This window comes from Agromyces sp. NPDC004153 (assembly GCF_053603635.1).
The window spans coordinates 1734383-1757347 of sequence record NZ_JBSGFY010000001.1 but is presented as its reverse complement, the minus strand read 5'-3'; the positions used below and the strand labels follow the sequence as shown (position 1 = coordinate 1757347).

At 70.6% G+C, this 22965-nt stretch carries 26 protein-coding genes and 1 tRNA gene; 9 read left to right on the top strand and 18 right to left on the bottom strand.

Annotated elements, in window-relative coordinates:
- Window positions 1-4: 4 nt before the first annotated feature.
- Window positions 5-451, top strand: a complete 447-nt coding sequence (locus ACWEOH_RS08125; protein ID WP_452029868.1) for an NUDIX hydrolase — start codon at window positions 5-7, stop codon at window positions 449-451.
- A gap of 183 nt (window positions 452-634) precedes the next feature.
- Here ACWEOH_RS08125 and ACWEOH_RS08120 read toward each other — a convergent pair whose 3' ends face one another.
- Window positions 635-886 (bottom strand): hypothetical protein, encoded by a 252-nt coding sequence (locus ACWEOH_RS08120; RefSeq protein WP_452029866.1) that lies wholly within the window; start codon window positions 884-886, stop codon window positions 635-637.
- Between the two features lie 601 nt (window positions 887-1487).
- Window positions 1488-2009, bottom strand: coding sequence for a hypothetical protein (locus tag ACWEOH_RS08115; RefSeq protein ID WP_452029864.1), 522 nt, complete (start codon window positions 2007-2009; stop codon window positions 1488-1490).
- A gap of 120 nt (window positions 2010-2129) precedes the next feature.
- On the opposite strand from ACWEOH_RS08115, the gene ACWEOH_RS08110 reads away from it, so the two are divergent.
- The gene (locus ACWEOH_RS08110; RefSeq protein WP_148733014.1) at window positions 2130-2675 is read left to right on the top strand and encodes a peptidylprolyl isomerase; all 546 of its coding nucleotides are present in this window, start codon (window positions 2130-2132) and stop codon (window positions 2673-2675) included.
- A gap of 7 nt (window positions 2676-2682) precedes the next feature.
- Complete coding sequence (locus ACWEOH_RS08105; RefSeq protein ID WP_452029862.1) at window positions 2683-3558, top strand: rhomboid family intramembrane serine protease; 876 nt, start codon at window positions 2683-2685, stop codon at window positions 3556-3558.
- A gap of 195 nt (window positions 3559-3753) precedes the next feature.
- Here ACWEOH_RS08105 and ACWEOH_RS08100 read toward each other — a convergent pair whose 3' ends face one another.
- Window positions 3754-3993: a cell division protein CrgA gene (locus ACWEOH_RS08100; protein ID WP_148733012.1), complete on the bottom strand. Its 240-nt coding sequence runs from the start codon at window positions 3991-3993 to the stop codon at window positions 3754-3756.
- Window positions 3994-4065: 72 nt separating this feature from the next.
- Between ACWEOH_RS08100 and ACWEOH_RS08095 the strand changes: the two genes are divergently transcribed.
- Genes ACWEOH_RS08095 through ACWEOH_RS08085 form a run of 3 tightly spaced genes read left to right on the top strand, consistent with a single transcriptional unit; the run spans window position 4066 to window position 5658 of the window.
- The gene (locus tag ACWEOH_RS08095; protein WP_452029860.1) at window positions 4066-4863 is read left to right on the top strand and encodes a class E sortase; all 798 of its coding nucleotides are present in this window, start codon (window positions 4066-4068) and stop codon (window positions 4861-4863) included.
- A 1-nt stretch (window position 4864) separates the two neighbouring features.
- Window positions 4865-5023 (top strand): hypothetical protein, encoded by a 159-nt coding sequence (locus ACWEOH_RS08090; protein ID WP_187432534.1) that lies wholly within the window; start codon window positions 4865-4867, stop codon window positions 5021-5023.
- Window positions 5020-5658: an anthranilate synthase component II gene (locus tag ACWEOH_RS08085; protein ID WP_452029857.1), complete on the top strand. Its 639-nt coding sequence runs from the start codon at window positions 5020-5022 to the stop codon at window positions 5656-5658. The genes ACWEOH_RS08090 and ACWEOH_RS08085 overlap by 4 nt, the downstream gene beginning before the upstream one ends.
- A 6-nt stretch (window positions 5659-5664) precedes the next feature.
- On the opposite strand, the gene pknB is transcribed toward ACWEOH_RS08085, so the two are convergent.
- The 9 genes from pknB to ACWEOH_RS08040 form a co-directional block, all read right to left on the bottom strand.
- Window positions 5665-7359: a Stk1 family PASTA domain-containing Ser/Thr kinase gene (gene pknB, locus ACWEOH_RS08080; protein ID WP_452029855.1), complete on the bottom strand. Its 1695-nt coding sequence runs from the start codon at window positions 7357-7359 to the stop codon at window positions 5665-5667.
- Window positions 7360-7384: 25 nt separating this feature from the next.
- Entirely contained in the window at window positions 7385-9109 is a 1725-nt protein-coding gene (locus ACWEOH_RS08075) for a protein kinase domain-containing protein (RefSeq protein WP_452029853.1), read from the bottom strand.
- Window positions 9106-10560, bottom strand: coding sequence for a peptidoglycan D,D-transpeptidase FtsI family protein (locus ACWEOH_RS08070; RefSeq protein ID WP_452029851.1), 1455 nt, complete (start codon window positions 10558-10560; stop codon window positions 9106-9108). Before ACWEOH_RS08070 ends, ACWEOH_RS08075 begins: the two co-directional genes overlap by 4 nt.
- A complete protein-coding gene (locus tag ACWEOH_RS08065) occupies window positions 10557-11969 on the bottom strand; it encodes an FtsW/RodA/SpoVE family cell cycle protein (protein WP_452029849.1) in 1413 nt (470 codons plus the stop codon). Before ACWEOH_RS08065 ends, ACWEOH_RS08070 begins: the two co-directional genes overlap by 4 nt.
- On the bottom strand, window positions 11962-13194 hold the full coding sequence (locus tag ACWEOH_RS08060; RefSeq protein WP_148733006.1) for a PP2C family protein-serine/threonine phosphatase: 1233 nt from the start codon (window positions 13192-13194) through the stop codon (window positions 11962-11964). The genes ACWEOH_RS08065 and ACWEOH_RS08060 overlap by 8 nt, the downstream gene beginning before the upstream one ends.
- Window positions 13195-13197: 3 nt before the next feature.
- On the bottom strand, window positions 13198-13734 hold the full coding sequence (locus ACWEOH_RS08055; RefSeq protein ID WP_452029846.1) for an FHA domain-containing protein FhaB/FipA: 537 nt from the start codon (window positions 13732-13734) through the stop codon (window positions 13198-13200).
- Complete coding sequence (locus ACWEOH_RS08050) at window positions 13731-14471, bottom strand: FhaA domain-containing protein (RefSeq protein ID WP_452029845.1); 741 nt, start codon at window positions 14469-14471, stop codon at window positions 13731-13733. The genes ACWEOH_RS08055 and ACWEOH_RS08050 overlap by 4 nt, the downstream gene beginning before the upstream one ends.
- Window positions 14472-14533: 62 nt before the next feature.
- Window positions 14534-17044, bottom strand: a complete 2511-nt coding sequence (locus ACWEOH_RS08045) for a glycoside hydrolase family 65 protein (protein WP_452029843.1) — start codon at window positions 17042-17044, stop codon at window positions 14534-14536.
- A complete protein-coding gene (locus ACWEOH_RS08040; protein ID WP_452029841.1) occupies window positions 17041-17895 on the bottom strand; it encodes an HAD family hydrolase in 855 nt (284 codons plus the stop codon). Before ACWEOH_RS08040 ends, ACWEOH_RS08045 begins: the two co-directional genes overlap by 4 nt.
- Window positions 17896-18274: 379 nt before the next feature.
- On the opposite strand from ACWEOH_RS08040, the gene ACWEOH_RS08035 reads away from it, so the two are divergent.
- Window positions 18275-18361 (top strand) — tRNA-Leu (locus tag ACWEOH_RS08035).
- A 76-nt stretch (window positions 18362-18437) separates the two neighbouring features.
- On the opposite strand, the gene ACWEOH_RS08030 is transcribed toward ACWEOH_RS08035, so the two are convergent.
- Window positions 18438-18653, bottom strand: coding sequence for a hypothetical protein (locus ACWEOH_RS08030; RefSeq protein ID WP_452029839.1), 216 nt, complete (start codon window positions 18651-18653; stop codon window positions 18438-18440).
- Window positions 18654-18790: 137 nt separating this feature from the next.
- Here ACWEOH_RS08030 and ACWEOH_RS08025 point away from each other — a divergent pair, with 137 nt between their 5' ends.
- A complete protein-coding gene (locus ACWEOH_RS08025) occupies window positions 18791-19462 on the top strand; it encodes a phosphatase PAP2 family protein (RefSeq protein ID WP_452029837.1) in 672 nt (223 codons plus the stop codon).
- A 124-nt stretch (window positions 19463-19586) separates the two neighbouring features.
- Here the strand turns inward: ACWEOH_RS08025 and ACWEOH_RS08020 are convergent, their stop codons facing one another.
- Both ACWEOH_RS08020 and ACWEOH_RS08015 read right to left on the bottom strand, forming a co-directional pair.
- Window positions 19587-19844, bottom strand: a complete 258-nt coding sequence (locus ACWEOH_RS08020) for a hypothetical protein (RefSeq protein WP_452029835.1) — start codon at window positions 19842-19844, stop codon at window positions 19587-19589.
- Between the two features lie 469 nt (window positions 19845-20313).
- Window positions 20314-20688 (bottom strand): DUF4406 domain-containing protein, encoded by a 375-nt coding sequence (locus ACWEOH_RS08015; protein WP_452029833.1) that lies wholly within the window; start codon window positions 20686-20688, stop codon window positions 20314-20316.
- A gap of 48 nt (window positions 20689-20736) precedes the next feature.
- Between ACWEOH_RS08015 and ACWEOH_RS08010 the strand changes: the two genes are divergently transcribed.
- On the top strand, window positions 20737-21489 hold the full coding sequence (locus ACWEOH_RS08010) for a DeoR/GlpR family DNA-binding transcription regulator (protein WP_452029832.1): 753 nt from the start codon (window positions 20737-20739) through the stop codon (window positions 21487-21489).
- Here ACWEOH_RS08010 and ACWEOH_RS08005 read toward each other — a convergent pair.
- From ACWEOH_RS08005 to ACWEOH_RS07995, 3 genes are read right to left on the bottom strand one after another with little or no spacing between them, the layout of a single operon-like run.
- On the bottom strand, window positions 21476-22063 hold the full coding sequence (locus ACWEOH_RS08005; protein WP_452029830.1) for an AAA family ATPase: 588 nt from the start codon (window positions 22061-22063) through the stop codon (window positions 21476-21478). The genes ACWEOH_RS08010 and ACWEOH_RS08005 overlap by 14 nt on opposite strands.
- Window positions 22063-22278 (bottom strand): hypothetical protein, encoded by a 216-nt coding sequence (locus ACWEOH_RS08000; RefSeq protein ID WP_452029828.1) that lies wholly within the window; start codon window positions 22276-22278, stop codon window positions 22063-22065. Before ACWEOH_RS08000 ends, ACWEOH_RS08005 begins: the two co-directional genes overlap by 1 nt.
- Window positions 22275-22964 (bottom strand): helix-turn-helix domain-containing protein, encoded by a 690-nt coding sequence (locus ACWEOH_RS07995; RefSeq protein ID WP_452029827.1) that lies wholly within the window; start codon window positions 22962-22964, stop codon window positions 22275-22277. The genes ACWEOH_RS08000 and ACWEOH_RS07995 overlap by 4 nt, the downstream gene beginning before the upstream one ends.
- Between the last annotated feature and the right edge of the window lies 1 nt (window position 22965).

Sequence of the window (22965 nt, the reverse complement as noted above, 5' to 3'; positions counted from 1 at the left end):
CCGGATGGACATCCGCATCGCCGCGTATGGCGTGATCATCCGCGACGGCGAGATCCTGCTCGCGCACTGGAACGAGCACGGCCGGTCCGGGTGGACGCTGCCGGGCGGCGGGATCGAGGGCTCGGAGCACCCGGTCGAGGCGGTCCGGCGCGAGATCTTCGAGGAGACGGGGTACGAGGCATCCGTCGACCGGCTGCTCGGCATCGACACGATGGTCGTGCCCGCCGAGCGGCGGCACTCGGGCGACGTGCCGCTCTACGCGATGCGGGTCGTGTACCGCGCGACGGTGACCGGCGGCGAGCTGCGCAGCGAGGTCGGCGGTTCGAGCGACGATGCCCGGTGGTTCCCGCTGGCCGAGGTCGCCCGGCTGAAGCGGGTGAGCCTGCTCGACATCGCGCTGCGGCTGCATGCCCAGGAGCCGGCGGACGGCTTCCCGCCCGCCGCCCCCTGAGCATCGGCCCGGCAGCCGCGACGACGGCGACGACGACAGCACACCGGCCCGTGCGGCCGATGCCCTCTCGACGTCGCCGTCGTGCGTTGCCGAGACCCCCGCGGAGCACATCCCCGCCGAGCGGGATGGCGTCCCGAGATGCGGGATGGTTCCGCGGGGGCTCGGTGTGTACGGTGCCCATGATCAGAGGAGGCCGGCGCCGCCCAGCGCGAGGCGACGGTACTGCTCGTCGTGGGCGCGGGTGGCGTCCTGCTCGGTCTGGCGGCGCAGGGTCACGGCGTCGGTGCTCCGACGCTCCTCTTGGCGACGGCTCCACGCGAGCAGCGCGAGGCCGGCGCGGCGGGCCAGTCGCTCGCGCAACCGGCGTGCCTGGGCACTGATGGTGGTGGCTCGGCTCTGCTGAGCCGAACCGACGGTGAGTGAGGTGGTATTCACGATCATTCCTTCAGGTGGTGGGTTCCCGGCCGGACGGGCGCCGGCCGGGGGTGGTGCGATCCGTGGTGGTGCGAACTGCAGGAGGCGAGCCCTCGGACGGATCGGCGCGAGGGCGCGCCAGTAGGACGTTCCGGGCGCGCGAGGGCGCGCCGGCGAGGCGGGAACCTCAGCGGTTCCGGGCTGCTGTCCGACGCGGCATCCGATGGTCGGGGTGATCGATTCGATCGAGTCGACGGATGCTGCGGCGGATGCCGCGTGTCACGCCCGAGTGGGCTGCGCTCGAGTGAACGCTGTGACGGTCAGGCGCAGAGGCGCCGAGTGTCGGTGCGGGCTAGCAGGCCGGGTACGCGAGGAGGACTCCCGTGTGCGGCTCAGTGAACGAAATGATGTGCATCATCGGTATCAACTCCTCTCCGGTTTCGTGTTGCCAGGACCGAGAGTTGAGACTAGCGGGATTCTCAGGTGGAACGCAAGGCGATTTCCCAGATTCGTCGGATTCGGTTCGGAATTCAGTGCCAGCACTGAGCTCGAGCGCTCGCCGGAGACGACGAAGGGCCCCGCCTGATCGGATCAGGACAGGGCCCTTCGCGGAAGACCTGGGTCAGGCGGCGGGCGTGCTGCTCGCCGTGCTCGGCTCGTCGTCGGCGACCCAGAGCTCGTCGTCGGCGCGGAACGTCTGCCAGACGGCGTAGGCCACGCCGACGGCGGCGACGATGCCGGCACCGATCGCGAGGTACGTGCCGACGCCGGGGCCCTTCTTCTGCTCGACCACCGCGGCCGCCCGCGGCGAGACGCGCTCGACGGCGCGCCGCACGCGTGCGTCGTTGGCGATGTCGCCGATCGCGAGCAGCGACCCGAGCGCGTTGCCCAGGCCGAGCTGGGCGGCGTCCCCCGCGGAGCGGGCGTAGCCGCGCGCGGTGTCCATGCCGGGCCGGACGTAGCTCTCGTAGCCCGATCGCATGCGCGGAACGACCTCTTCACGGGTGACGTGGCCGAGCTGGCGGCTCGCCTCCCGTGCGACCGAGTTGGCGTGCGCGAGCACCTGCTGCTGGTTCCCCCAGAGTTCTTCCGCACTGCTGCGCAGTCGCTTGAGTTCCTTGCGGCGCTTGCGTGACAGGCTCATCTCGACCTCCATCGATGTGCAGCGAACCCCTCCATCTTGCCACCGAAACCGCTGGAAACGGGGTGGGAGTCGCAATCCTGCATGCCGGTTGACGAATCCGCGCGTGACAGAATAATGGCCATGGCGAATCCCACCGCAGTCGCGACGATCAACACGAACCACGGCCCCATCAAGGTCGACCTCTACGGCCACCAGGCCCCGAAGACCGTCAAGAACTTCGTCGGCCTCGCGACGGGCGAGATCGAGTGGACCCACCCCGGCACCGGCGCGACGTCGAACGACCCGCTCTACGACGGCGTCATCTTCCACCGCATCATCCCGGGCTTCATGATCCAGGGCGGCGACCCGCTCGGCCAGGGCGTCGGCGGCCCGGGCTACCAGTTCGACGACGAGATCAGCCCCGAGCTCGACTTCACCGAGCCCTACGTGCTCGCGATGGCCAACGCCGGCCGCGACCGGGTCACGGGCGGCGGCACCAACGGCTCGCAGTTCTTCATCACGGTCGGCCCGACCACGTGGCTGCAGGGCAAGCACACCATCTTCGGCAAGGTGACGGATGCCGCGAGCCAGGCCGTGGTCGAGAAGCTCGCCTCCGTGCCGACCGACGGTCGCGACAAGCCCCTCGAGGACGTCGTCATCGAGAGCATCACGATCGAAGAGGCCTGATCCGCAGGTGAGCACCGAGCCTGCCGGGGAAGACCGCGACGCCGAGCGGCCCGACGTCTGCTACCGGCACCCCGATCGGCCGAGCTACATCCTCTGCCAGCGGTGCGGCCGCACGATCTGCCCCGAGTGCCAGACGCAGGCGCCCGTCGGCGTCATCTGCCCCGAGTGCATGCGCGAGCAGCGCGCGTCGGCCCCGCGCACGAAGTCGGCGGTGCTCACGCGTGCCCGCTCGGCGGCCGGGCGCGGGGCGCCGGTGGTGACGTATACGCTCATCGGCATCACGCTCGCGGTGTTCGTGCTGCAACTGATCCCCGGGCTCGCAGTCACCGATCGGCTGCTCTACGCCGGCGTCTACTCGATCCCCGGCAACTTCGAGCCGTGGCGCATGCTCACCTCGGTGTTCGTGCACTCGACCGGCCTGATCTTCCACGTCCTGCTGAACATGTACACGCTGTGGATCTTCGGGCAGCTGCTCGAGGGACTGCTCGGGCGATGGCGCTTCCTCACGCTCTACCTCGTCTCGGGCCTCGCCGGCTCGGTCGGGGTGCTCTGGCTGGGTGATCCGCGCACGGGGGTGGTCGGGGCATCCGGTGCGATCTTCGGCCTGATGGGCGCGTTCCTGGTGATCCAGCGCCGACTCGGCGGCGATGCGACGCAACTGTTCGTGCTGCTGGGCATCAACCTCGTCATCGGATTCGTGCCGGGTTTCAACATCGCCTGGCAGGCGCACCTCGGCGGCCTCGTTGGCGGCGCGATCGTTGGACTCATCTTCGTCGAGACCCGCAAGCGGTCGCAGCAGGCGCTCCAAGTGGGGTTGCTGGTCGCGTTCGTCGTGTTGTTGCTCGTACTGAGCCTGCGGTACTTCTTCTTCCCCATCACCTGAGGGTTATCCACATCTCCGTCCACAGGTGGGGAGAGTTACACGCGTGTAGTTGTGGCCATTCCGGGGGACACGGGCGTATCCACAGGGGTATCCCCCTGTGGACAACGTGTGGAGAACTCAGGCTCCGCGGCATCCGCGGGCACACGAAACGGGCGGATGCCGCAGCATCCGCCCGCTCGGGTCGCGTGGAGCCGGCTAGCGCCAGCGGGTGGTCATCAGGAAGCCGACGAAGGCGATGCCGAAGCCGATGAGGATGTTCCAGGAGCCGAGGTCGGCGATGGGCAGCCGGCCCTGGCTCACGTAGAAGACGATGATCCAGGCGAGTCCGAGCAGCATGAAGCCGAACATCACGGGCTTGAACCAGACCGGGTTCGGCGCCTCTTCGCCGCTCGCCTGCTCCGCGCGCGCGGGCTTCGATGATTTCGTACGTGCCATGCGGGCGATTCTATCCGAGCCGGATGCGTACTCCCAGTCGAGGGGCTCCGCTCCGGGAATAGAATCACTCCCATGTCCGTTCCGCAGCCCGAATCCGGTGCTGCGCCGGGCCCTCCGGGGCACGCCCGCGGGCGTCGCCGCGCCGGCGTCGTCGGGGTGATCGGGGAGCTCCTCGTCACCGCTGGCGTGCTGGTGCTGCTGTTCCTCGGGTGGCAGCTGTGGTGGAACGACGCGATCATGGCGGGCCAGCAGTCGAACGCGGCATCCGACCTCAGCAGCCGATGGCTGGAGCAGGGACGGGCCGCCCACGGCGACGCCGAGCCGCCCGCCCCCGCCGACTACGGCGACCCCGTCGTCGACACGGCCGACCACGCGAACGGGGAGGCGTTCGCGGTCATGTACGTGCCGCGGTTCGGGGCGGATTCGCAGCGGAACGTCGCCGAGGGCGTCGGCTTCGACGTGCTGAACAGCACCGAGCTCGGGGTGGGCCACTATCCCGACACGCAGATGCCCGGGGAGGTCGGCAACTTCGCCATCGCCGCGCACCGGAGCGCCTACGGCGGCGGGATGCACGAGATCGACCAGCTGCAGCTCGGCGACGCCATCTACATCCAGACGCGCGACGGCTGGTACACCTACCGCTTCCGCGACCTCGAGTACGTCACGCCCGAGAAGGTCGAGGTGCTGGCGCCCGTGCCGCACCATCCCGACCTGCAGCCCGTCGACCGCATCATCACGCTGACGAGCTGCAACCCGCTCTATTCGACGGCGGAGCGCATCATCGCGTACGGCGTGCTCGAGTCGTGGCGGCCGGCCGCGGCCGGCCCGCCCGCGGAGATCGCCGACGCCGTCGCAAGCTGGGAGGCCTGAGATGTACGCTGCTCTGTGGCGGATCCTGCCCGGCCCGGCCTGGGTTCGGGTCATCCTGCTCCTGCTGCTCCTCGCAGCAGTGGTCTTCGCCCTCTTCACCTGGGTGTTCCCCTGGGTGGACGGCATCGTCAATCCGATCGAAGTCACGGTGGACTCATGACCCGCGTTCTCGTCATCGACAACTACGACAGCTTCGTCTACACGCTCAACGGCTACCTGCAGGAGCTCGGTGCGGAGACCGAGGTCGTGCGCAACGACGACATCGACGTCTCCGACGTGCCTGCGCGCATCGCGGAGTACGACGCCGTGCTCATCTCGCCCGGGCCCGGCAAGCCGGGCGACGCCGGCGTCTCGATCCCGGTCGTCGAGGCGGCACTCGCGTCGGGGCAGCCGCTGCTCGGCGTGTGCCTCGGCCACCAGGCGATCGCCGAGGCCTTCGGCGCCACGGTGACCAACGCCGAGGAACTCATGCACGGCAAGACGTCGCGGATCACGCACGACGACAGCGACTTCTACGACGGCGTGCCGCAGCCGTTCACCGCGACGCGGTACCACTCGCTCGCAGTGGTCGACGGCACCGTGCCGTCCGAGCTCGTGGTGACGAGTCGCACCCAGGGCGGCGTCATCATGGGGCTCCGCCACGAGTCCGCACCCATCTACGGGGTGCAGTTCCACCCCGAGTCGGTGCTCACCGAGGGCGGCTACCGGATGCTCGGCAACTGGCTCGCCGTCGCCGGGCTTCCCGAGGCGCGCCAGAGGGCGGTGGGCCTGAATCCGCTCGTTCGAGCGGACTGAGGGGGCTCAGCCGGCGCAGTAGGTGAGCTCGACCTCGGAGCGCTGCGGGACGTCGCCCGGTGGCAGCGACTGCTGCGTGACCGGTGAACCGGGCTGCGAATCGCACGACGGATCGGGCTTCGGCACCGGGGTCAGCTGCAGGTTCTCGGCCGACAGGTACGACGAGGCAGCGGCCAGCGTCTGTCCCGTCAGGTCGGTCAGCGTGACGAGGCCGCTCGAGATGCGGAAGTCGACCGACGAGCCGGCCTCGGCCGAGGTGCCGGCCTCGGGCGTGCTGCCCATGACCGTGTCGGCGGGTACCGTCGGCGAATTCTCGCGCGTCTCGGTGCCGGGCACGAGCCCGGCCGCCTGCACGTCGGCCTTCGCCTGTTCGAGGGTCTTGTTGCGCACGTCGGGGACCGTCACGGGTTCTCGACCCGACGAGACGTACACCGTCACCGCGGTGTTGGTGTCGACGATCTCACCCTCGGGCGGGTCGGTGCGGATCACCTGGCCGGCGGCCACCGTGTCGCTGGTCTCGTCGATGCGCGTCGCCGGCAGCCCGAGCTCCTGCAGCTGCGAGACCGCCTCCTCGTAGGTGACGCCGGCCAGGGCCGGGATCTCGCGCGCGTTCGACGGGAGGTCGTCGGTCGGCTGCAGGTTGAACGCCCAGTACATGACCGCGATGACGATGACGACGACGCCGATGATGCCAGACCAGATCCAGATGGCCGGCGGCCGCCGCTGGGTGCGCGACATCGTCTCGTCCTCGGTGAGCTGGCGCAGCGCGAGCTCGGAGCTGGTCAGCGAGCTCGTGGGGGCGCCGAACAGCAGCGTCGCCTCGTCGGGCCGGCGGTGCACGGGCACGCGACCGGATGCCGCGATATCGACGTCGGCCCGGAACTCCGCGGCCGTCTGGTACCGCTCCTCACGGTTCTTGGTGAGCGCATGCAGCACGACGGCGTCGAGCGCAGGGGAGACCTTGGGATTGATGGCGCTCGGCTTCACCGGGCGCTCGCTCACGTGCTGGTACGCGACCGCGACCGGGGTGTCGCCGCGGAACGGCGGCCGGCCCGTGAGCATCTCGAACAGCACGACACCCGTCGAGTAGAGGTCGGTGCGCGCGTCCACGGTCTCGCCCTTCGCCTGCTCGGGCGAGAAGTAGGAGGCCGTGCCGAGGATGGCGGTGGTCTGCGCGACCGTCGTCGACGAGTCGGACACCGCGCGCGCGATGCCGAAGTCCATCACCTTCACCTGGCCGGTGGTGGTGATCATGATGTTGCCGGGCTTGATGTCGCGGTGCACGACGCCCGCTCGGTGCGAGTACTCGAGTGCGGTGAGCACGCCGTCGATCACGCGCACGGCCGCGACCGGCTCGAGCGGACCGTCGTGGATGATGTCCTTGAGCAGCCGTCCCTCGACGAACTCCATCACGATGAACGGCAGCTGCACCTCGTGCCCGGACGGGTCGACGACCGTCTCCTCGCCGGCGTCGAACACGCGGACGATCGTGGGGTGCGCCATGCGCGCCGCCGACTGCGCCTCCTGCCGGAACCGCATGCGGAACGCCGGGTCTGTGGCGAGCTGCGGCTTCAGGAGCTTGATCGCGACCTTCCGGCCCAGCCGGGTGTCGGAGCCGACGTGGACGTCGGACATGCCGCCGCGACCGATGAGCGCGCCGACGCGGTAACGCCCCGCGAGGACGCGTCCTTCATCGCTCACTGTGATGTCCTGTCCGCGCTCGGGCTCACTGCTGGATCTGGAAGGTGGACGTCGGGGAGCTCGGCGAGCTCAGCTGTCCGCAGAAGTACAGGAAGTCCGCTGCGAGGTTGCTGCCCGGCGTGTTCGCCACCTGGACGGAGACGCTCGTCTGGCCGGGGCCGACCGACGTCTGCGCGGGGTTCGAGCTGCCCTGGATGGAGCCGCCGCTGACGGTGATCGTGTATCCGCTGAGCGTCTGACCCGAGGGGCAGCTCTGCTGCGTCCACGAGACCTGCACGGTGGATCCGGCGTCGACCTCGCCCGTCGTGCTGCCGTTCACGGTCGGACCCTCGCTGGGCGCGCCCGGCTGCTCGGGGTCGCCCAGGTAGGTCAGCGTGATCGTCGTGCCGGGCGGCACCGGGCCGCTCGGGTTCACGTCGGTCACCGTGTTGGCCTGGCCGGGCTCGGTCGCGCGACCGCCCTCCTGCCGGCTCACCGGAAGGCCGAGCGCCTCGATCTGCGCCGCCGCCTCGTCGACGTTCATGCCGATGTAGGCGTTGCGGTCGACCTGGATCGTCTGCGGGGCCTCGGTGGTGGGCGGGGCGCTCGGCGTGGTGGGCGGGGCGCTCGTGGACGTGGGCCGGCCGGTGGTCGACGCCGCCGGATCGTCGTTGCCCTGGTTGAGCGCGAGTGCGATGAGCGTGCCGATGAGCACGATCGCGAGGATCGCGATGAGCACGATGAGCGGCCACGTCCACGGGCTGCGCTTCTTCGGAGCCGGCTCCTCCTCGATCGCCTCGCTGTCGGTGATTCCGGCCGCGCCGACGCCGCCTGCGGACGGCAGCACGGTGGTGGCCGCGGTGGCACCCGCGGCAGCGGGCATGAGCATGGTCGCCGCGGTGGCGCCGGCGGCGCCGAGCACCGCGGGCACCGCCGCGGCCGCGCCCTGCACATCGCCGCGCCGCAGCGCCTGCGCGGCGCGCGCGAGATGTGCGGCGGACTGCGGGCGGTCGGCGGGGTTCTTCGCGATGCACGCGTAGACGAGGTTGCGCACCGGCTCCGACACCGTGACGGGCAGGTCGGGCGGCGTCTCGTTGATCTGCGCCATCGCGATGGCGACCTGCGACTCGCCCGTGAACGGGCGGCGTCCGGCGAGGGCCTCGTAGGCGACGATGCCGAGCGAGTAGATGTCAGTCGTGGGCGACGCGGGGTGCCCCGACGCCTGCTCGGGCGAGAGGTACTGCACCGTGCCCATGACCTGGCCGGTCGCGGTGAGCGGCACCTGGTCGGCGATGCGCGCGATGCCGAAGTCGGTGATCTTCACACGCCCGTCGGGCGTGATGAGCAGGTTGCCCGGCTTGATGTCGCGGTGCACGAGGCCGGCCGCGTGGGCGGCCTGGAGCGCCGCGGCGGTCTGGGCGACGATGTCGAGCACCTTGTCGGTGGAGAGCACGTGCTCGCGCTCGAGGATCGTCGAGAGCGCCTCGCCGGGGACGAGCTCCATCACGAGGTAGGCGCTGCCCTCCTCCTCGCCGTAGTCGAAGACATTGGCGATGCCCTCGTGGTTCACGAGCGCGGCGTGGCGGGCCTCGGCGCGGAACCGCTCGAGGAAGCCGGGGTCGCCGAGGTACTCGTCCTTCAGGATCTTGATCGCGACCTGCCGCCCGATGACGAGGTCGGTGGCCTGCCACACCTCGCCCATGCCGCCGATGGCGATCCGGGACTGCAGTTCGTAGCGCCCTCCGAAGGTGAGCCCTGCGCTCGGTCTCATGTGTTCAGCACCGCCTCTAGTACCTGCTTTGCGATGGGTGCGGCGATGAGATTGCCGTACCCCTCCTGACCAAGTCCCCCGCCATCCTCCACGAGTACCGTGATCGCATACTGAGGGTTGTCGGCGGGGGCAAAACCCGTGAACCAGAGAGTGTAGGGGTCACTCTCTCCGTTCTCTGCTGTACCCGTCTTACCGGCCACGCTGACGCCGTCTATTCTTGCATTACTCGCGGCCCCGTTCTCGACGCCGTTCACCATCATCTGCACCATGGTGTTCGCCGTCTCCTCGCTGATCGCACGACCGAATTCCGCGGGCTCGAACTCCTGCAGCGGCGTGAAATCGGGGGCCGTGACGCCGTCGACGAGGTTGGGGTTCATCACGATGCCGCCGTTGGCGATCGCCGCGGAGACCATCGCCATCTGCATCGGCGTCGCGCGCACGTCGCCCTGTCCGAACGCGGTCAGCGCGGTCTGCGGCTCGTCGAGCACGCGAGGGTAGGTGCTCACCTCGGTGAGGTTCGGAATGACGAACTCGGAGTTGAAGCCGAACTTCTCGGCCTGGTCGCGGATGGCGGCGTCGCCGAGCTCCATGCCCAGCTCGGCCATCGGGATGTTGCACGAGAGTCGCAGCGCGTCGGCCAGCGTGACCTCGGCGCCGGGGCCGCAGGTGCCGCCGCCCGAGTTCCGCACGACCGCGTCGGTGCCGGGCAGCGTGAGCGACGCCGGGTTCGGGAACGTCGATTCGGGCGTGTAGCGCCCCGACTCGAGGGCAGCGGCGGTGACGACGAGCTTGAACGTCGATCCCGGGGGGTTCATGTCGCCGCCGGTCGCGCGGTTGAACAGCGGGTCGCTCGGGTCGGCGAGCAGGCCGTCGAACGTCGCCTGCACCTGCTCGCTGTCGTGCACCGCGAGCGCGTTGGGGTCGTAGGTCGGCTTCGTCACCATGGCGAGGATGCGCCCGGTCGCCGGCTCGGTGAGGATGACCGCGCCCGTGTAGTCGCCGAGCGCGTCCCACGCGGCCTGCTGCGCGACCGGGTCGATGGCGACCTCCACGGACGCCCCCATCGGGTCCTGCCCGGAGATGATGCGGTTGAGCGAGTCGAAGAACTGGCTCGAGCTCTGTCCGCTGAGGTAGTCGTTGAGGGAGCGCTCGAGGCCGGTCGCCTCGCCGTTGACGGGGATGTACCCGGTCACGGGGGCGTAGAGCGGGCCGTTCGGGTACACGCGCTGGAACTTGTAGACGTCGTCGGACGGCTGCGAGAACGCGATCGGCTCGCCGCCGACCAGGATCGGGCCGCGCTCGACCGAGTAGCTCTCGTAGAGCGTGCGCGAGTTGCGCGGGTCGGCGGCGAGGGCCTCGGCCTGCGCGTACTGGATGACCGTCGTCGACACGAAGAGCGTGAGGAACATGAGCAGCACCACGATCGTGACGCGCTTGAGTTCGCGGTTCATCCGTCGATCACCAGCCTCGGATGGTTGCGCACGGTATCGGACAGCCTCAGCAGCAGCGCGACGATGATCCAGTTCGCGACGAGCGACGAACCGCCCGCAGCCAGGAACGGCGTGGTCAGGCCCGTCAGCGGGATGACGCGGGTGACGCCGCCCACCACGATGAAGACCTGCAGCGCGATGACGAACGCGAGTCCGACGCCGAGGAGCTTGCCGAAGTCGTCCTGGCCGGCGAAGCCGATGCGGAACCCGCGCGCGACGAGCAGCACGTAGAGCGCGAGGATCGCGAAGATGCCCGCGAGCCCGAGCTCCTCGCCGAGGCTCGCGATGATGTAGTCGCTCTGTGGGACCGGCGTGATGTCGGGCCGGCCCTGTCCCCAGCCGGTGCCGATGAGGCCGCCGTTCGCGAGGCCGAACAACCCCTGCACGAGCTGGTAGCTGCCGCCGAACTCCTGGTCGAAGCGGTCGGGGCTGAACGGATCGAGCCAGTTCGCGAAGCGGTTGCTCACGTAGTCGAGCGTCTGGCTCGCCACCAGCGCGCCGCCGATGAACAGGGTGAGACCGAGCACGACCCACGACAGGCGGCTGGTGGCGACGTAGAGCATCACGAGGAACAGCCCGAAGTAGAGGAGGGCGGTGCCGAGGTCGCGCTGGAACACGATGACGGCCATCGACAGGGCCCAGACGACGAGCAGCGGGCCGAGGTCGCGGGCGCGCGGGAACTGCATGCCGAGGAACTTCGTGCCCACCATCGAGAGCGAGTCCCGGTTGCGGACGAGGTAGCCGGCGAAGAACACCGCCAGCGCGATCTTCGCGATCTCGCCGGGCTGGAAGGTGGCGAAGTCGCCCACGCCGATCCACACGCGAGCGCCGCTCACCTCGCGACCGATGCCGGGCACGAGCGGCAGCAGGAGCAGCACGATCGCGATGAGACCCGAGAGGTAGGTGTAGCGGAACAGCACGCGGTGGTTGCGGATCAGCAGCATCGTGGCGATGGCGGCCACGATCGCGATCGCGCTCCAGACGATCTGGCGCACCGACGCGCTCTCCCAGCCGCCCTCGCCGTTGGCGATGTCGATGCGGTAGATCATCGCGATGCCGAGTCCGTTGAGCACGGTGGCGATCGGCAGCAGGAACGGGTCGGCGTCGCGGGCGACGAAGCGCATCGCGATGTGCAGGCCGAACACGAGGGCCGAGAGGCCGGCGCCGAGCAGCACGAGCTGCGTGTCGATGCGGCCCATGGCGCCGAGCTGCACGAGCACGATCGCGGCGGAGTTGATGATGCACGCCACGATGAGGAGCCAGAGCTCCATGTTGCGCAGCTTCTGCGGCAACCGGATGCGACGCACCGATGCGGTGGGCGGCCCGCCCGAGCGGGGTGCCTCCGCCGTGCGTCCTGCGGCGTCAGTCAACGGAGTCCTCCAGTCGCTGCACGATGCGGTAGGCCTCGGAGAAGGAGCTCGCGCTGATCGTCTGCTCCACGCGCTGCTGGTCGTAGGTGCGCAGGTCGGCCACGTCGATGGTGGTCTCGGTGTGGAGCTCGTGCAGCGAGATCGGCCCGAGGTCCTGCTGGATGCCCTGGTAGATGGCCACCCGGCCGTTGTACTCCCCCACGTAGTAGCGCGTCTGCGTCCACTGGTAGCCGAGCACGAACGTCGTGACGATCGCGGCGACGAGCAGCACGATCCAGAAGCCCCACATCCAGCGGCGACGGCGACGGCGACGCGCGTCCTCCTCGATGAGCTCGTCGAAGTAGTCCTGGGAGTCGGGCTCGAAGTGCGTCTCCTGCACCGGGTGCGGGCGCAGGGTGGGCAGGCGGATGCCGCGGGCGCGCACCGGCTCCGCCGCAGCGCCGAACGCGAGCGGGGCCGCCGCCGAGCCGACGACGAGCGGCGGCGTCTCGGGTGCGGGCGGATCGCCCACGTCGATGACGACCACGGTCACGTTGTCGGGCGCTCCGCCGTCGAGGGAGGCCTTCACGAGCCGGTCGGCGACCTGCTTCGCGCCGGCGTCCGCCGACATGAACTCCTGGATCTCGTCGAACGAGACGACGCCGGACAGGCCGTCGGAGCAGAGCATCCACCGGTCGCCCGGAGCGGTGTCGAGCACCATGGAGTCGATCTCGGGCGAGCTCTCCACGTCGCCGAGCACGCGCATGAGCACCGAGCGACGCGGATGCACCATGGCCTCCTCGGCCGTGATGCGACCGGCGTCGACGAGACGCTGCACGAACGTGTGGTCGGTCGTGATCTGGCTGAGCTCGCCGGAGCGCAGCAGGTAGATGCGGGAGTCGCCGATGTGGGCGATGACGACGCGGTCTTCCTCGAGGAGCAGCGAGCTGACGGTCGTGCCCATGCCGGTGAGCTCCGAGTGGTCGGCGACCGTCTCGGCGAGCTGGCGGTTGGCGGCGACCAGGGCACCCTCGAGGGCGGCCGCGGCCTCGGGCGCCGTGCCGTAGTCGGCGTCGGCCTCGGCGATGCGGCGGGTCGCGATCGCGCTCGCGATGTCGCCGCCGGCGTGTCCGCCCATGCCGTCGGCGACGAGGAAGAGCCGCCGCCCGGCGTAGCCGGAGTCCTGGTTGTTCGAGCGGATCCGGCCGACGTGCGAGACCGCCGCGCTCGCCTTGACGTTCGCCATCGGCTACCGTCGCAGCTCGAACGTCGTCGCTCCGACCTTGACCGTGGCTCCGAGCGGGATCGGCGTCGGCACGGTCACTCGGGAGCCGTTGAGGAACGTGCCGTTCGTGGAGTCGAGGTCCTGGATCATCCAGCGGCCGTTCCACAGCATGAGTCGGGCGTGGTGGGTGGACGTGTAGTCGTCGCGGATGATGATCGCCGAGTCGCTCGACCGGCCGATCGTGATCTCGTCGCGGCCGAGCGGGAACTCCGCCCCGGCCTTCTGCCCGCTCGTGATGACGAGGCGGGTGGCGTTCTCGGTGGAGGCGGTCTCGCCTCCGGGGCCCGAGGCGGGCGCGGCCGGGTGAGCCGATGGGGCGGGTGCGGCGGCGGGGAATGCGGCCGCCGGCGCCGGCGCCGCGGCCGCCGCGGCTTCGGGCTGCAGCTTGCGCACGCGCTGCCCGAACAGGTCGCTGCGCAGCGAGTACACGATCGCGAAGACGAAGACCCAGAGCAGGACGAGGAAACCGAGCTGGAGGACCAGGAGGGTGAGTTCGCTCATTCGCCGGGCCCCCAGAACCCGCCCATGTCGTGGCGCTGCGTGGCGGGGTCGGCGCCACGGCCGGCGGGCGCGGAGGCCTGGGCCAGCACGCGGAACACGATCCGCGAGCGGCCGATGGTGATGACGGAGTCGGGCTCGAGCACGGCGTCGCGCACGGGCGCGCCGTTGAGCTGGGTGCCGTTCGTCGAGCCGAGGTCGCGCACGCGGGCGCGCGTGCCGTCCCACTGCACCTCGGCATGACGACGCGAGGCGCCGGAGTCGTCGAGGGTCACGTCGGCGTCGCTGCCACGGCCGATGACCGTGCGGCCCTTCAGGATCGGGTAGCGCTTGCCGCCCACGTCGAGCACGGGCGTCCAGGCGACCTGGCCCTTCACGTTGCGGGAGTCGACCTGCACCATGCCCTCGGAGAGGGCCGGATCGGGCTGGAGCTCGATGGAGATGCCGCCGGCGAACTGGAACCGCTGGCTGGCGGCGTGCTTCTGCACGAGGTCGGTGAGCTCGTCGATGAGGGCGGGACCCAGGCCCGCCATTCGGTCGTGGTCGGTCGGCGACATGCGCACGGCGAACGTGTTCGGCACGAGCACGCGGTCGCGCGAGACGACCGCTGCCTTCGTGTCGATCTCGCGCTTCAGCGCCGCCGTGATCTCCACGGGCTGCAGCCCCGAGCGGAAGGTCTTCGCGAATGCGCCGTTCACGGCGCGTTCGAGACCCTTCTCGAAGTTGTCCAGTAGGCCCACAGGTCTCCCGATCCCGTTCGTGATGGTGTCATGGTAGCCGCAGCGGCTGTGAACGCCCGCTGTCAGTCGATCGGAATGGCTGTTTCCTCCTCGTCGACGTCGAGCGACAGCGTGGGGATCGAGGCGGTGAGCAGCGTGCCGTCCGCGCGGCGCGATCCGGCGACGTCGCGCATGGTCGGCGCGCCGTACAGCCGGGGCCCCTGGCCGTCGAGCGGGACGCTGACCGGGGCATCCGCCGTGACGACCACGTCGGTGCCGCGCACCTTCAGCGGCACCTCGTCGCCCGCCTCCACGACGAACGTGATCGACTCGGGCTCCAGCTCCACGCGCACACGGCTTCCGCGCAGCGTCAGGCGGTACACCAGCTTCCGCCAGTCGTCGGGCAGGCGCGGGTCGAACGAGAAGACGCCGTTGTGGTCGCGGAACCCGCCGAAGCCCGACACGAGCGCGGCCCACACGCCGCCCGTCGAGGCCACGTGCACGCCGTCGGCCGCGTTGTGGTGCAGGTCGGCGAGGTCGACGAAGAGCGCCGAGCGGAAATACCGCATGGCCAGCTCGTGGTAGCCGACCTCGGCGGCGATGATCGACTGGACGACCGCCGACAGCGTCGAGTCGCCCGTGGTCAGCGGGTCGTAGTACTCGAAGTTCGCGCGCTTCGCCTCGGTCGAGAACCGGTCGCCCTGCAGGTACAGCGCGAGCACCACGTCGGCCTGCTTCAGCACCTGGAACCGGTAGATGACGAGCGGGTGGTAGTGCAGCAGCAGCGGCCGTCGGTCCTCCGGCGTGTTCTCCAGGTCCCACAGCTCCTTCTGCAGGAACGCGGAATCCTGCGGGTGGATGCCGAGCTGCTCGTCGTAGGGGATGTGCATGTGCGCGGCCGCGCGACGCCAGCTCGCCACCTCGGCCGGGGTGACCTCGAGGCGCGCGACCAGCTTGTGGTACGCGATCGGGTCGTTGACCTGCAGGTTGTCGACCGCGGATGCCGCGGCAGCGAGGTTCGCCCGCGCCATGACGTTCGTGTAGAGGTTGTCGTTCACGACCGTCGTGTACTCGTCGGGCCCGGTGACGCCGTGGATGTGGAACACGTCGTCGGCGCCGGTGCGCCAGAACCCGAGGTCCTCCCACATGCGCGCGGTCTCGACGAGGATGTCGATCGCGCCCCGGGCGAGGAAGTCGACGTCGCCCGTCGCGGCGACGTACTGGCAGAGCGCGAAGGCGATGTCCGCGTCGATGTGGTACTGCGCGGTGCCGGCCGCGTAGTACGCGCTCGACTCGAGGCCGTTGATGGTGCGCCAGGGGAAGAGGGCCCCGCGCTGGTTGAGCTCGAGCGCACGGCCGCGGGCGGCGTCGAGCATCCGCTGCCGGAATCGCAGTACGTTCCGCGCCACCACGGGGGCCGTGTAGCTGAGGAACGGCATGACGTAGATCTCGCTGTCCCAGAAGTAGTGGCCGCCGTAGCCTGAGCCCGAGACGCCCTTCGCGGCGACCCCGTCGCCGTCGGTGCGCGCGGTGGCCTGCGCGAGCTGGTACAGGTTCCAGCGGATGGCCTGCTGCAGCGCCGGGTGGCCCTCGATCTCGACGTCGGAGCGCGCCCAGTAGTCGTCGAGCCACGAGTGCTGCTGGTCGAAGATCTCGGCCACGCCGAGCTCGGCCGCCCGGTCGAGCGTGCGGTCGGCGCGGTCCACGAGCTCGCGCGCCGGCACCGTGCGGGCCGTGTGGTAGCTGATCGCCTTCGTGATCCGGATCGGCTGGCCCTGCTTCGCGTGCACCCGGTAGATGTGCTTCGCGAGGTCGTCGCCGATCGTGCCCGACTCGGTGAACTCGTTCTCGGTCTCGATCGAGTGCTCGGCGCCGATCGCCATCGTCATGCCCGAGTTCGTGGACTGGTAGCCGAGCATGTAGCGCGATCCCTCGGCGCGCTTCACGCGCGGCTGCAGCACGCGCTCGGTGAACTGCTCCGCCTTGCGCGGGTCGAAGGCGCCCTGCGGCTCCTGCACGCCCGACCGGTACTCGTCGCGCCCGTCCTGGCGGTTCAGGATCTGGCTCGAGATGGTGACCGCGGCATCCGCGTCGAGGAGCTCGACCTCGTAGTCGATGAGGGCGAGGTGCCGGTCGGTGAACGACACCATGCGCCGGCTCGTGATGAGCACGCGCTTGCCCGACGGCGTGCGCCACTCGATCGAGCGGGAGAGCGAGCCGAGGCGGAAGTCGAGTCGGCGCTCGTAGGCGAGGATCTCGGCGACCGTGATGACGAGCGGCTCGTCGTCGACGTAGAGGCGGATGACCTTGGCGTCGGGTGCGTTCACGATCGTCTGGCCGACGCGGGCGAATCCGAACGCCTCCTCGGCGTGGCGGATCGGCCACGTCTCGTGGAACCCGTTCACGAACGTGCCGTGCATGTGGCCGTCGCGGCCCTCCTCGACGTTGCCGCGCAGGCCGAGGTAGCCGTTGCCCACCGCGAAGAGGGTCTCGGTGCGGCCCATGTCGGCCACGCCGAACTCCGTCTCGATGAGCGCCCACTCGTCGATGGGGAACCGGCTGCGATTCAGCGGGTCGTGGTCGGCGAACCTCATGCAGGTTCCTCTCGGGTGCTGGGGGCAGGGGAGTCGGTGGGGTTCGGGGGGACATCGGCGGCCGCGGCACCGGGCGACGCGGTGCCAGATGCCGCGGCGGCGCGCTCGACGGCGGGGATGAGCTCGTCGAGCTCGTCGACGATCACGTCGGCGCCGAGCTCCCGGAGGGCCTCGCGGCCGACGCCGCGATCGACCCCGATGACGATACCGAACTCTCCGGCCGCACCGGCCTTCACGCCGGACTCCGCGTCCTCGACCACGGCGCACTCCGCGGTGTCGAGGCCGAGCAGCTCGGCTGCGCGCTCGAACGTGTCGGGCTCGGGCTTGCCGGGCAGGCCGTCGCGGGCGGCGACGGCGCCGTCGACGACGACCTCGAAGCGGTCGGCGAGGCCCGCGGCGGCGAGCACCGACGGCGCGTTCTTGGAGCTCGAGACCACGGCGATCCTCGCGCCCCCGCGCGTGACCGCGTCGAGGAACGCGACGCTCGCCGGGTAGGCCTCCACGCCCTCCTCGGCGAGCGTGGCGTTGAAGGCGTCGTTCTTGCGGTTGCCGAGGCCGTGCACCGTGTCGGCGGTCGCGGCATCCGTCACCTCGCCCTCGTCGACGACGATGCCGCGGCTGGCGAGCAGCGACCGGACCCCGTCGTACCGGGGCTTGCCGTCGATGTAGGCGAAGTAGTCGTCGTCGGAGTACGGCTTCGCGCCATGCGCCTCGAGGAAGGGCGTGAACAGCCGCGACCACGCGTGCATGTGCACGACCGCGGTGGGCGTGAGCACGCCGTCGAGGTCGAACAGGTAGCCGCGGATGCCGCTGAGGTCGGCCGCCTCGGGGGCGATGGGGGAATGGGTCACGGGGCGATCCTTTCGTCTCGTCGCGTCGGTGGGGGAACGTCTCGTCGCTTCGGTCGGTGCGGGCGCCAGAACCTCTGTCGATGCTAGGGCTGCATCGAGGGTCAGCGCGAGGGCCGGATGTCACGTTGCCGGGGTGGTTGCGGGTCGTGGGTCGGGTCTGGGAGCATGGGCGCCCCTCGACGGGGGTCGTTCCGGGGTCGGCGGCGGCGATGCAGGAAGTCCCGGGTCGTTCACGGCGTGTCGGGGTTCGACGGCCGGCGAGTCGGGTGATTCCTCCTGCATCGGCGCCGAGGTCGGGGGTCGTGGCCGCCGAATGGCGATCGCCGCGACGAGATGTTAGTCTCGGTTGGCTGGTTCGCACCTGTGTGCGTCGCAGCATGCGCAAGTGGCGGAATAGGCAGACGCGCACGGTTCAGGTCCGTGTGCCCGTGAGGGCGTGGGGGTTCAACTCCCCCCTTGCGCACCAAGGTCAGACAGAACGGCCCGGGTCATCGACCCGGGCCGTTTCCGTCGAAGACGGCGCTGAGAAGCGTCAGGACCGCTCAGTCGCAGAGACCCCTGGCGATCTCCTTCTTGCCCTGGCCGCCGACCGCATCGACGACGTCTCCGACGTTGGTGAATCCGAGGGCGCCTTCGGTGTTGATGGTCTTGTGCACCTGGCCGAAGCAGGCAGCGTCGGAGGGTGCAGCGTGGGCGGCGCCGGCGGCGCCGAACGTGGCGAGCGCGGCGATGAATCCGGTGGCGAGAATGCGCTTCATTGGAATCCCCTTCAATCGGCGGGCGCGATTGCGCCCGATACCAGTACTTCTCCTCCCGGGGCGGGTTCGGATGCACGTCGTCGCATGATTCTTCCGGCGAGGGCGGGGGCGGACGCCCCGGTGGCTAGGCTGCGGGCATGCACGCGTTCCTCCGCACGTTCATCCTGCCGAGCCTCGGGGCGATCGCGGTGCTCGCCGCAACCGGTCGGGTCGTACGGCTCGTCGGCGGCGACGACCCCCTCGAGGACCGGCCGGTACGCGCGATGCAGGCGGCGTTCGGCCACCGCCCCGACCACGACGGCGCGCCGGTCGATCCGCCCGAGACGCGCGAGCTGCTCGATCGCGTCACCGCTCCGCTCTCCTGGTACTCGGGGGTGCCGCAGACGATCGCGAACGGGGTGTTCTGGTGCAGCGTGACGTGGTTGCTCACGCGCGACCGGCGCTCCGCGGTCGCCCCCGGTGCGGTCCTCGCGCTCGAGACGGCATGCTTCGTCGGATCCGCCGCACTGGTGGCACGGCCGCGCCCCCGGGGCGTGTGGCGGCCGGAGCAGCCGCACGCGACGTCGTCGTTCCCGTCGGGGCACACGGCGGCGGCGGTCGCGATCCACACCACCCTCGCCGACCTGCTCGATCGGCACGGAGGCCGCGGCACCCGCGTCCTCAGGCCCCTGCTGCGGTACGGGATTCCCGGTGGCATCGCGCTCTCGCGCATCTACCGCGGCCAGCACCACATCTCGGACACGGTCGCGGGCGTCGTGCTCGGGCGTTGGAGTGCCGCCGTGGTCCGGCGGGAGCTGCTTTCGTCCTAGGCCAGGGCGTCGCGGCGAGGCGCGCGCCCGCTGCGCCACTTCGGCGTGGGTTGCGCCAGTCGAATGGGCGCGTCGGGCGTCGAAGTGGCGCAGAGCCGATCCTGAAGACCGGCCAGTGATGCGGTCAGAGGCCGATGCCGCCCCACATGTGAGTCGCGGCAGAGCCGGCGGCATTCATCGTCAGGATCTTGATCGTGTACGAGGTGCCCGCTCCGCACGTGATCGGCACTCCCGCGACGCCTGACGGGCCTTGCACCGAGGCGACCAGTGCGTAGCCGTCCGTCGCCTGCGCGTCACGATTCGTGATCGCGACGTACAGTTCCACGGTCGTCGCGTGCGGCGCCGTCCAGTAGAAGTCCTTCACGACCTGGCTGCCCGACATGTCGGGGCATTGGACGTAGTAGCCTCCACCGACCCAGCCGAACTCGGAGGCACCCGCGGGCGGCGGCCATCCCGCCGGCTCAGGGGCGGGGGCCGGCGCAGGCTCGGGCGCCGAAGCCTGGTCCGGTGCCGGGCCTGGGGCCGGTGCCGGCGCAGCCTCGACGGGGGCGGGAGCGGGAGTGCTCGATGGTGTCGGTGTCGGGGTCGTCGTTGCACGCGGCTTCGCTGGACGGGATGCCTCTGCCGGGGTCGGGATCGACGTCGGCTCGAGCGCCGACGAGGCGCCCCCGCCGAGGGTGACGATGAGCGTCGTCGCGCCCGCCAGCACGATGATCGCGACAACCGTGACAAGCAGGATGGGGCGCGTCCGCGCCGCGGCCCAGATCGACCTCACATGCGTCCCTTCACTGGACCGTCGTCGAGATTCTAGGGGTATGCGGGGGGTCGGCCGCACCCCGGCCGGGGATGGATCACGCGGCGGCCGCCGCGTCGGGGATCTCGTCGATCGAGGTGTAGACCGGGATACCGCGCTCCCGTGCGATGGCGACGTCGAGGTCGGCCCCGCGTGAGTCGCCCGGCAGGCGCAGCACGGCGTCGCAGTGCTGGAGGAGCCGGTGCGCGGTGGGGTAGAGCACCTCGTCGGCCAGGGGATCGGCGATGCCGCCCGCGCCGGCGCTCGAGAGCACGGGCAGCGCGACCCACTCGCCGATCATCGGCACGTGGCCCTTGCGGAAGATCGGCCACGCGGCCTCCTCGAGCCGGCGGAGATTCCGGTCGAGGAGGACGGGGTCGTCGCCCGTGCCCGAGCGGTAGGGGCCGGCGATGAGGATGAGCTTGGATTCCACGGTTCGACACCATAGTATGGATAAACACGCAAAAACAAGGAGAAACGTGTGCTGACTGCACAACGCCGGGACCTGCTGCTCGAACGACTCCGTCGCGACGGCCGGCTCGTCGCGCGCGAGATCGCGGGCGAGCTGGGTGTCACCGAGGACATGATCCGCCGCGACCTGCGCGAGCTCGCCTCCGGGGGGCTCGTGCAGCGCGTCTACGGCGGTGCACTCCCCGTGTCGCCCGCCGTGGCCGACTACGCCGCGCGCACCTCGGTCGCCGCTGAGGGCAAGCGGCGCGTCGCGGCATCCGCTGCCGCCCTGGTCACGCCGGGATCGGTGGTCGCTCTCGACGGCGGAACGACCGCACTCGCCGTGGTCGATGCGCTGCCGCGCGACCTGCGGGCGACGATCGTGACGCACAGCCCCACGATCGCGGTGGCGCTCGCCGATCACCCCGACGTCGACGTGGAGATCATCGGCGGCCGGCTGTTCCGGCACTCGATGGTCGCCTCGGGCGCGACGGCGCTCGAAGCCGTCTCCCTCCTGCGGGTCGACGTGTTCCTGCTCGGCGTCACCGGGGTGCACGCCGAGGCGGGACTCACGACCGGCGATCGCGACGAGGCCGCGCTCAAGCGTGCGATCGCGGCGCGGGCCGGCGACACCTACGTGCTCGCGAGCTCGGAGAAGATCGGCGCGGCATCCGCGTTCGAGGTGCTGCCGCTGGCGGCCGTGAGCGCCGTCGTGACCGACGCGGCTGATGGACCGGCGATGTCGGCACTCGCCGCGGCCGGCGTGCAGCTCATCCGCGCCTGACGTCGTCGGGCGCGACGGATGCCGCGAGGGCCGCCTCGAGGGCCGCCTCGAGCGCCGCGAGTCGCTGCGCCGGCGAGCCCGAGACCTCCACGACGACGGTGTGCGCGCCGACGAGTCCGGTGCCGTCGACGAGCTCGAGCAGGACGTCGTTCATCGCCTCGCGGAGCGCCGGGTCCTCGGACCCGTCGACGTCGATGCGATCGGAGCCGGAGCCGAGGGGGAGCACGACGAGCAGGTCGATGCAGCGCATGCCCGCGGCCGCCAGCGGCTCGGCGCGCGTGGTGAGGTCGGCCGATCGGCCACCACGGTCGAGCTCGTCGAGCGCCATGAGATAGGCGAGGAAGTCGAGCGGCGATCGCTCGGCGATCACTCGCTCGCCCGGACCGTGTTCGCCGGAACTCCGCACTGCGAGCTGCAGTTGGCGGAAGAAGCTGTCCGCATCGGGCGCCTCGAGGTCGTCGTGGAGCCACTCGTAGGGCTCGGGCTCGTGCTCGTACTCTCGGTGCGCCGCCAGGAAGTCGGCGATGAGCGTGCTCTTGCCGCTCGCGTGCGTGCCCGCGACCGCGATGCGCATCAGATGAGCGGCGCGTGCGTGGTCGACGCGATCAGCGCATCGCGGCGGCGCCGCGCCTCGGTGGCCTCGGTGGCGAGGCGGACCGCCTCGAGGTGCTGCTCGCGACGGCGCAGGGCGCGGGCTCGGCCCCAGGCCTCGAGGGCTCGACCGGCGCGGATGGCGGCGGCGGCGATCCCCGTGGCGGGGGAGACGGGTCGGGTCAGGGTGGCGCTCATGACGGGTCCTCCGTTCGTGCGTCGTCTTCGGTGTGGGTGTCGTTCTCGGCGTGCGTGTGGTTCTCGGCGCGGGCGTCGCCTTCGGTGGCCGCGCCCCGCACGAGCGGGAACGCGTTGAGGTGCAGCTGCACCGGGCGGGCGCCCGGCGAGGGGTTGCCGCGGAAGCGGTCGATGTAGCCCTGCACGACGACCTCGACGTCGCGCGCGACGGCGCGGAGCTCGTCGGGCGTGAGCCGGAGGTTGACCGTGTCGCTCGTCGCGGCGTCGATCCACTCGGGACCGAAGGCCTCCTCGCCCTCCACGAGGAACTCGTGGTAGTTCTGCTGTCGCCCGCGCTCCCACTCGTTCGTGATGAGCTGGGTCGCAAGGCGTTCTGCGCTTCCGGGTGCGAAGACGCGGGCGTCTGGGGTGGCGATGCCGCCGGGGCGACGTTCCCACCAGCGCTCGCGCGCGGTGCCCCGGCCCTTCACCTCGCGCACGAGGTCGTGCTTCTCGAGCTGGCGCAGGTGGTAGCTCGTGGCACCGCTCGACTCTCCGAGTCGGTCGGCGAGGCCGGTCGCCGTGAGCGGCCCGTAGGCCGAGAGCTCGTCGAGGATGCGGATGCGGAGCGGGTGCGCGAGCGCCCGCAGGGCCGCCGCATCGAGCATCGCCTCGTGCAGCTTCGGGGTCTCGTCGTTGTCGCTCATG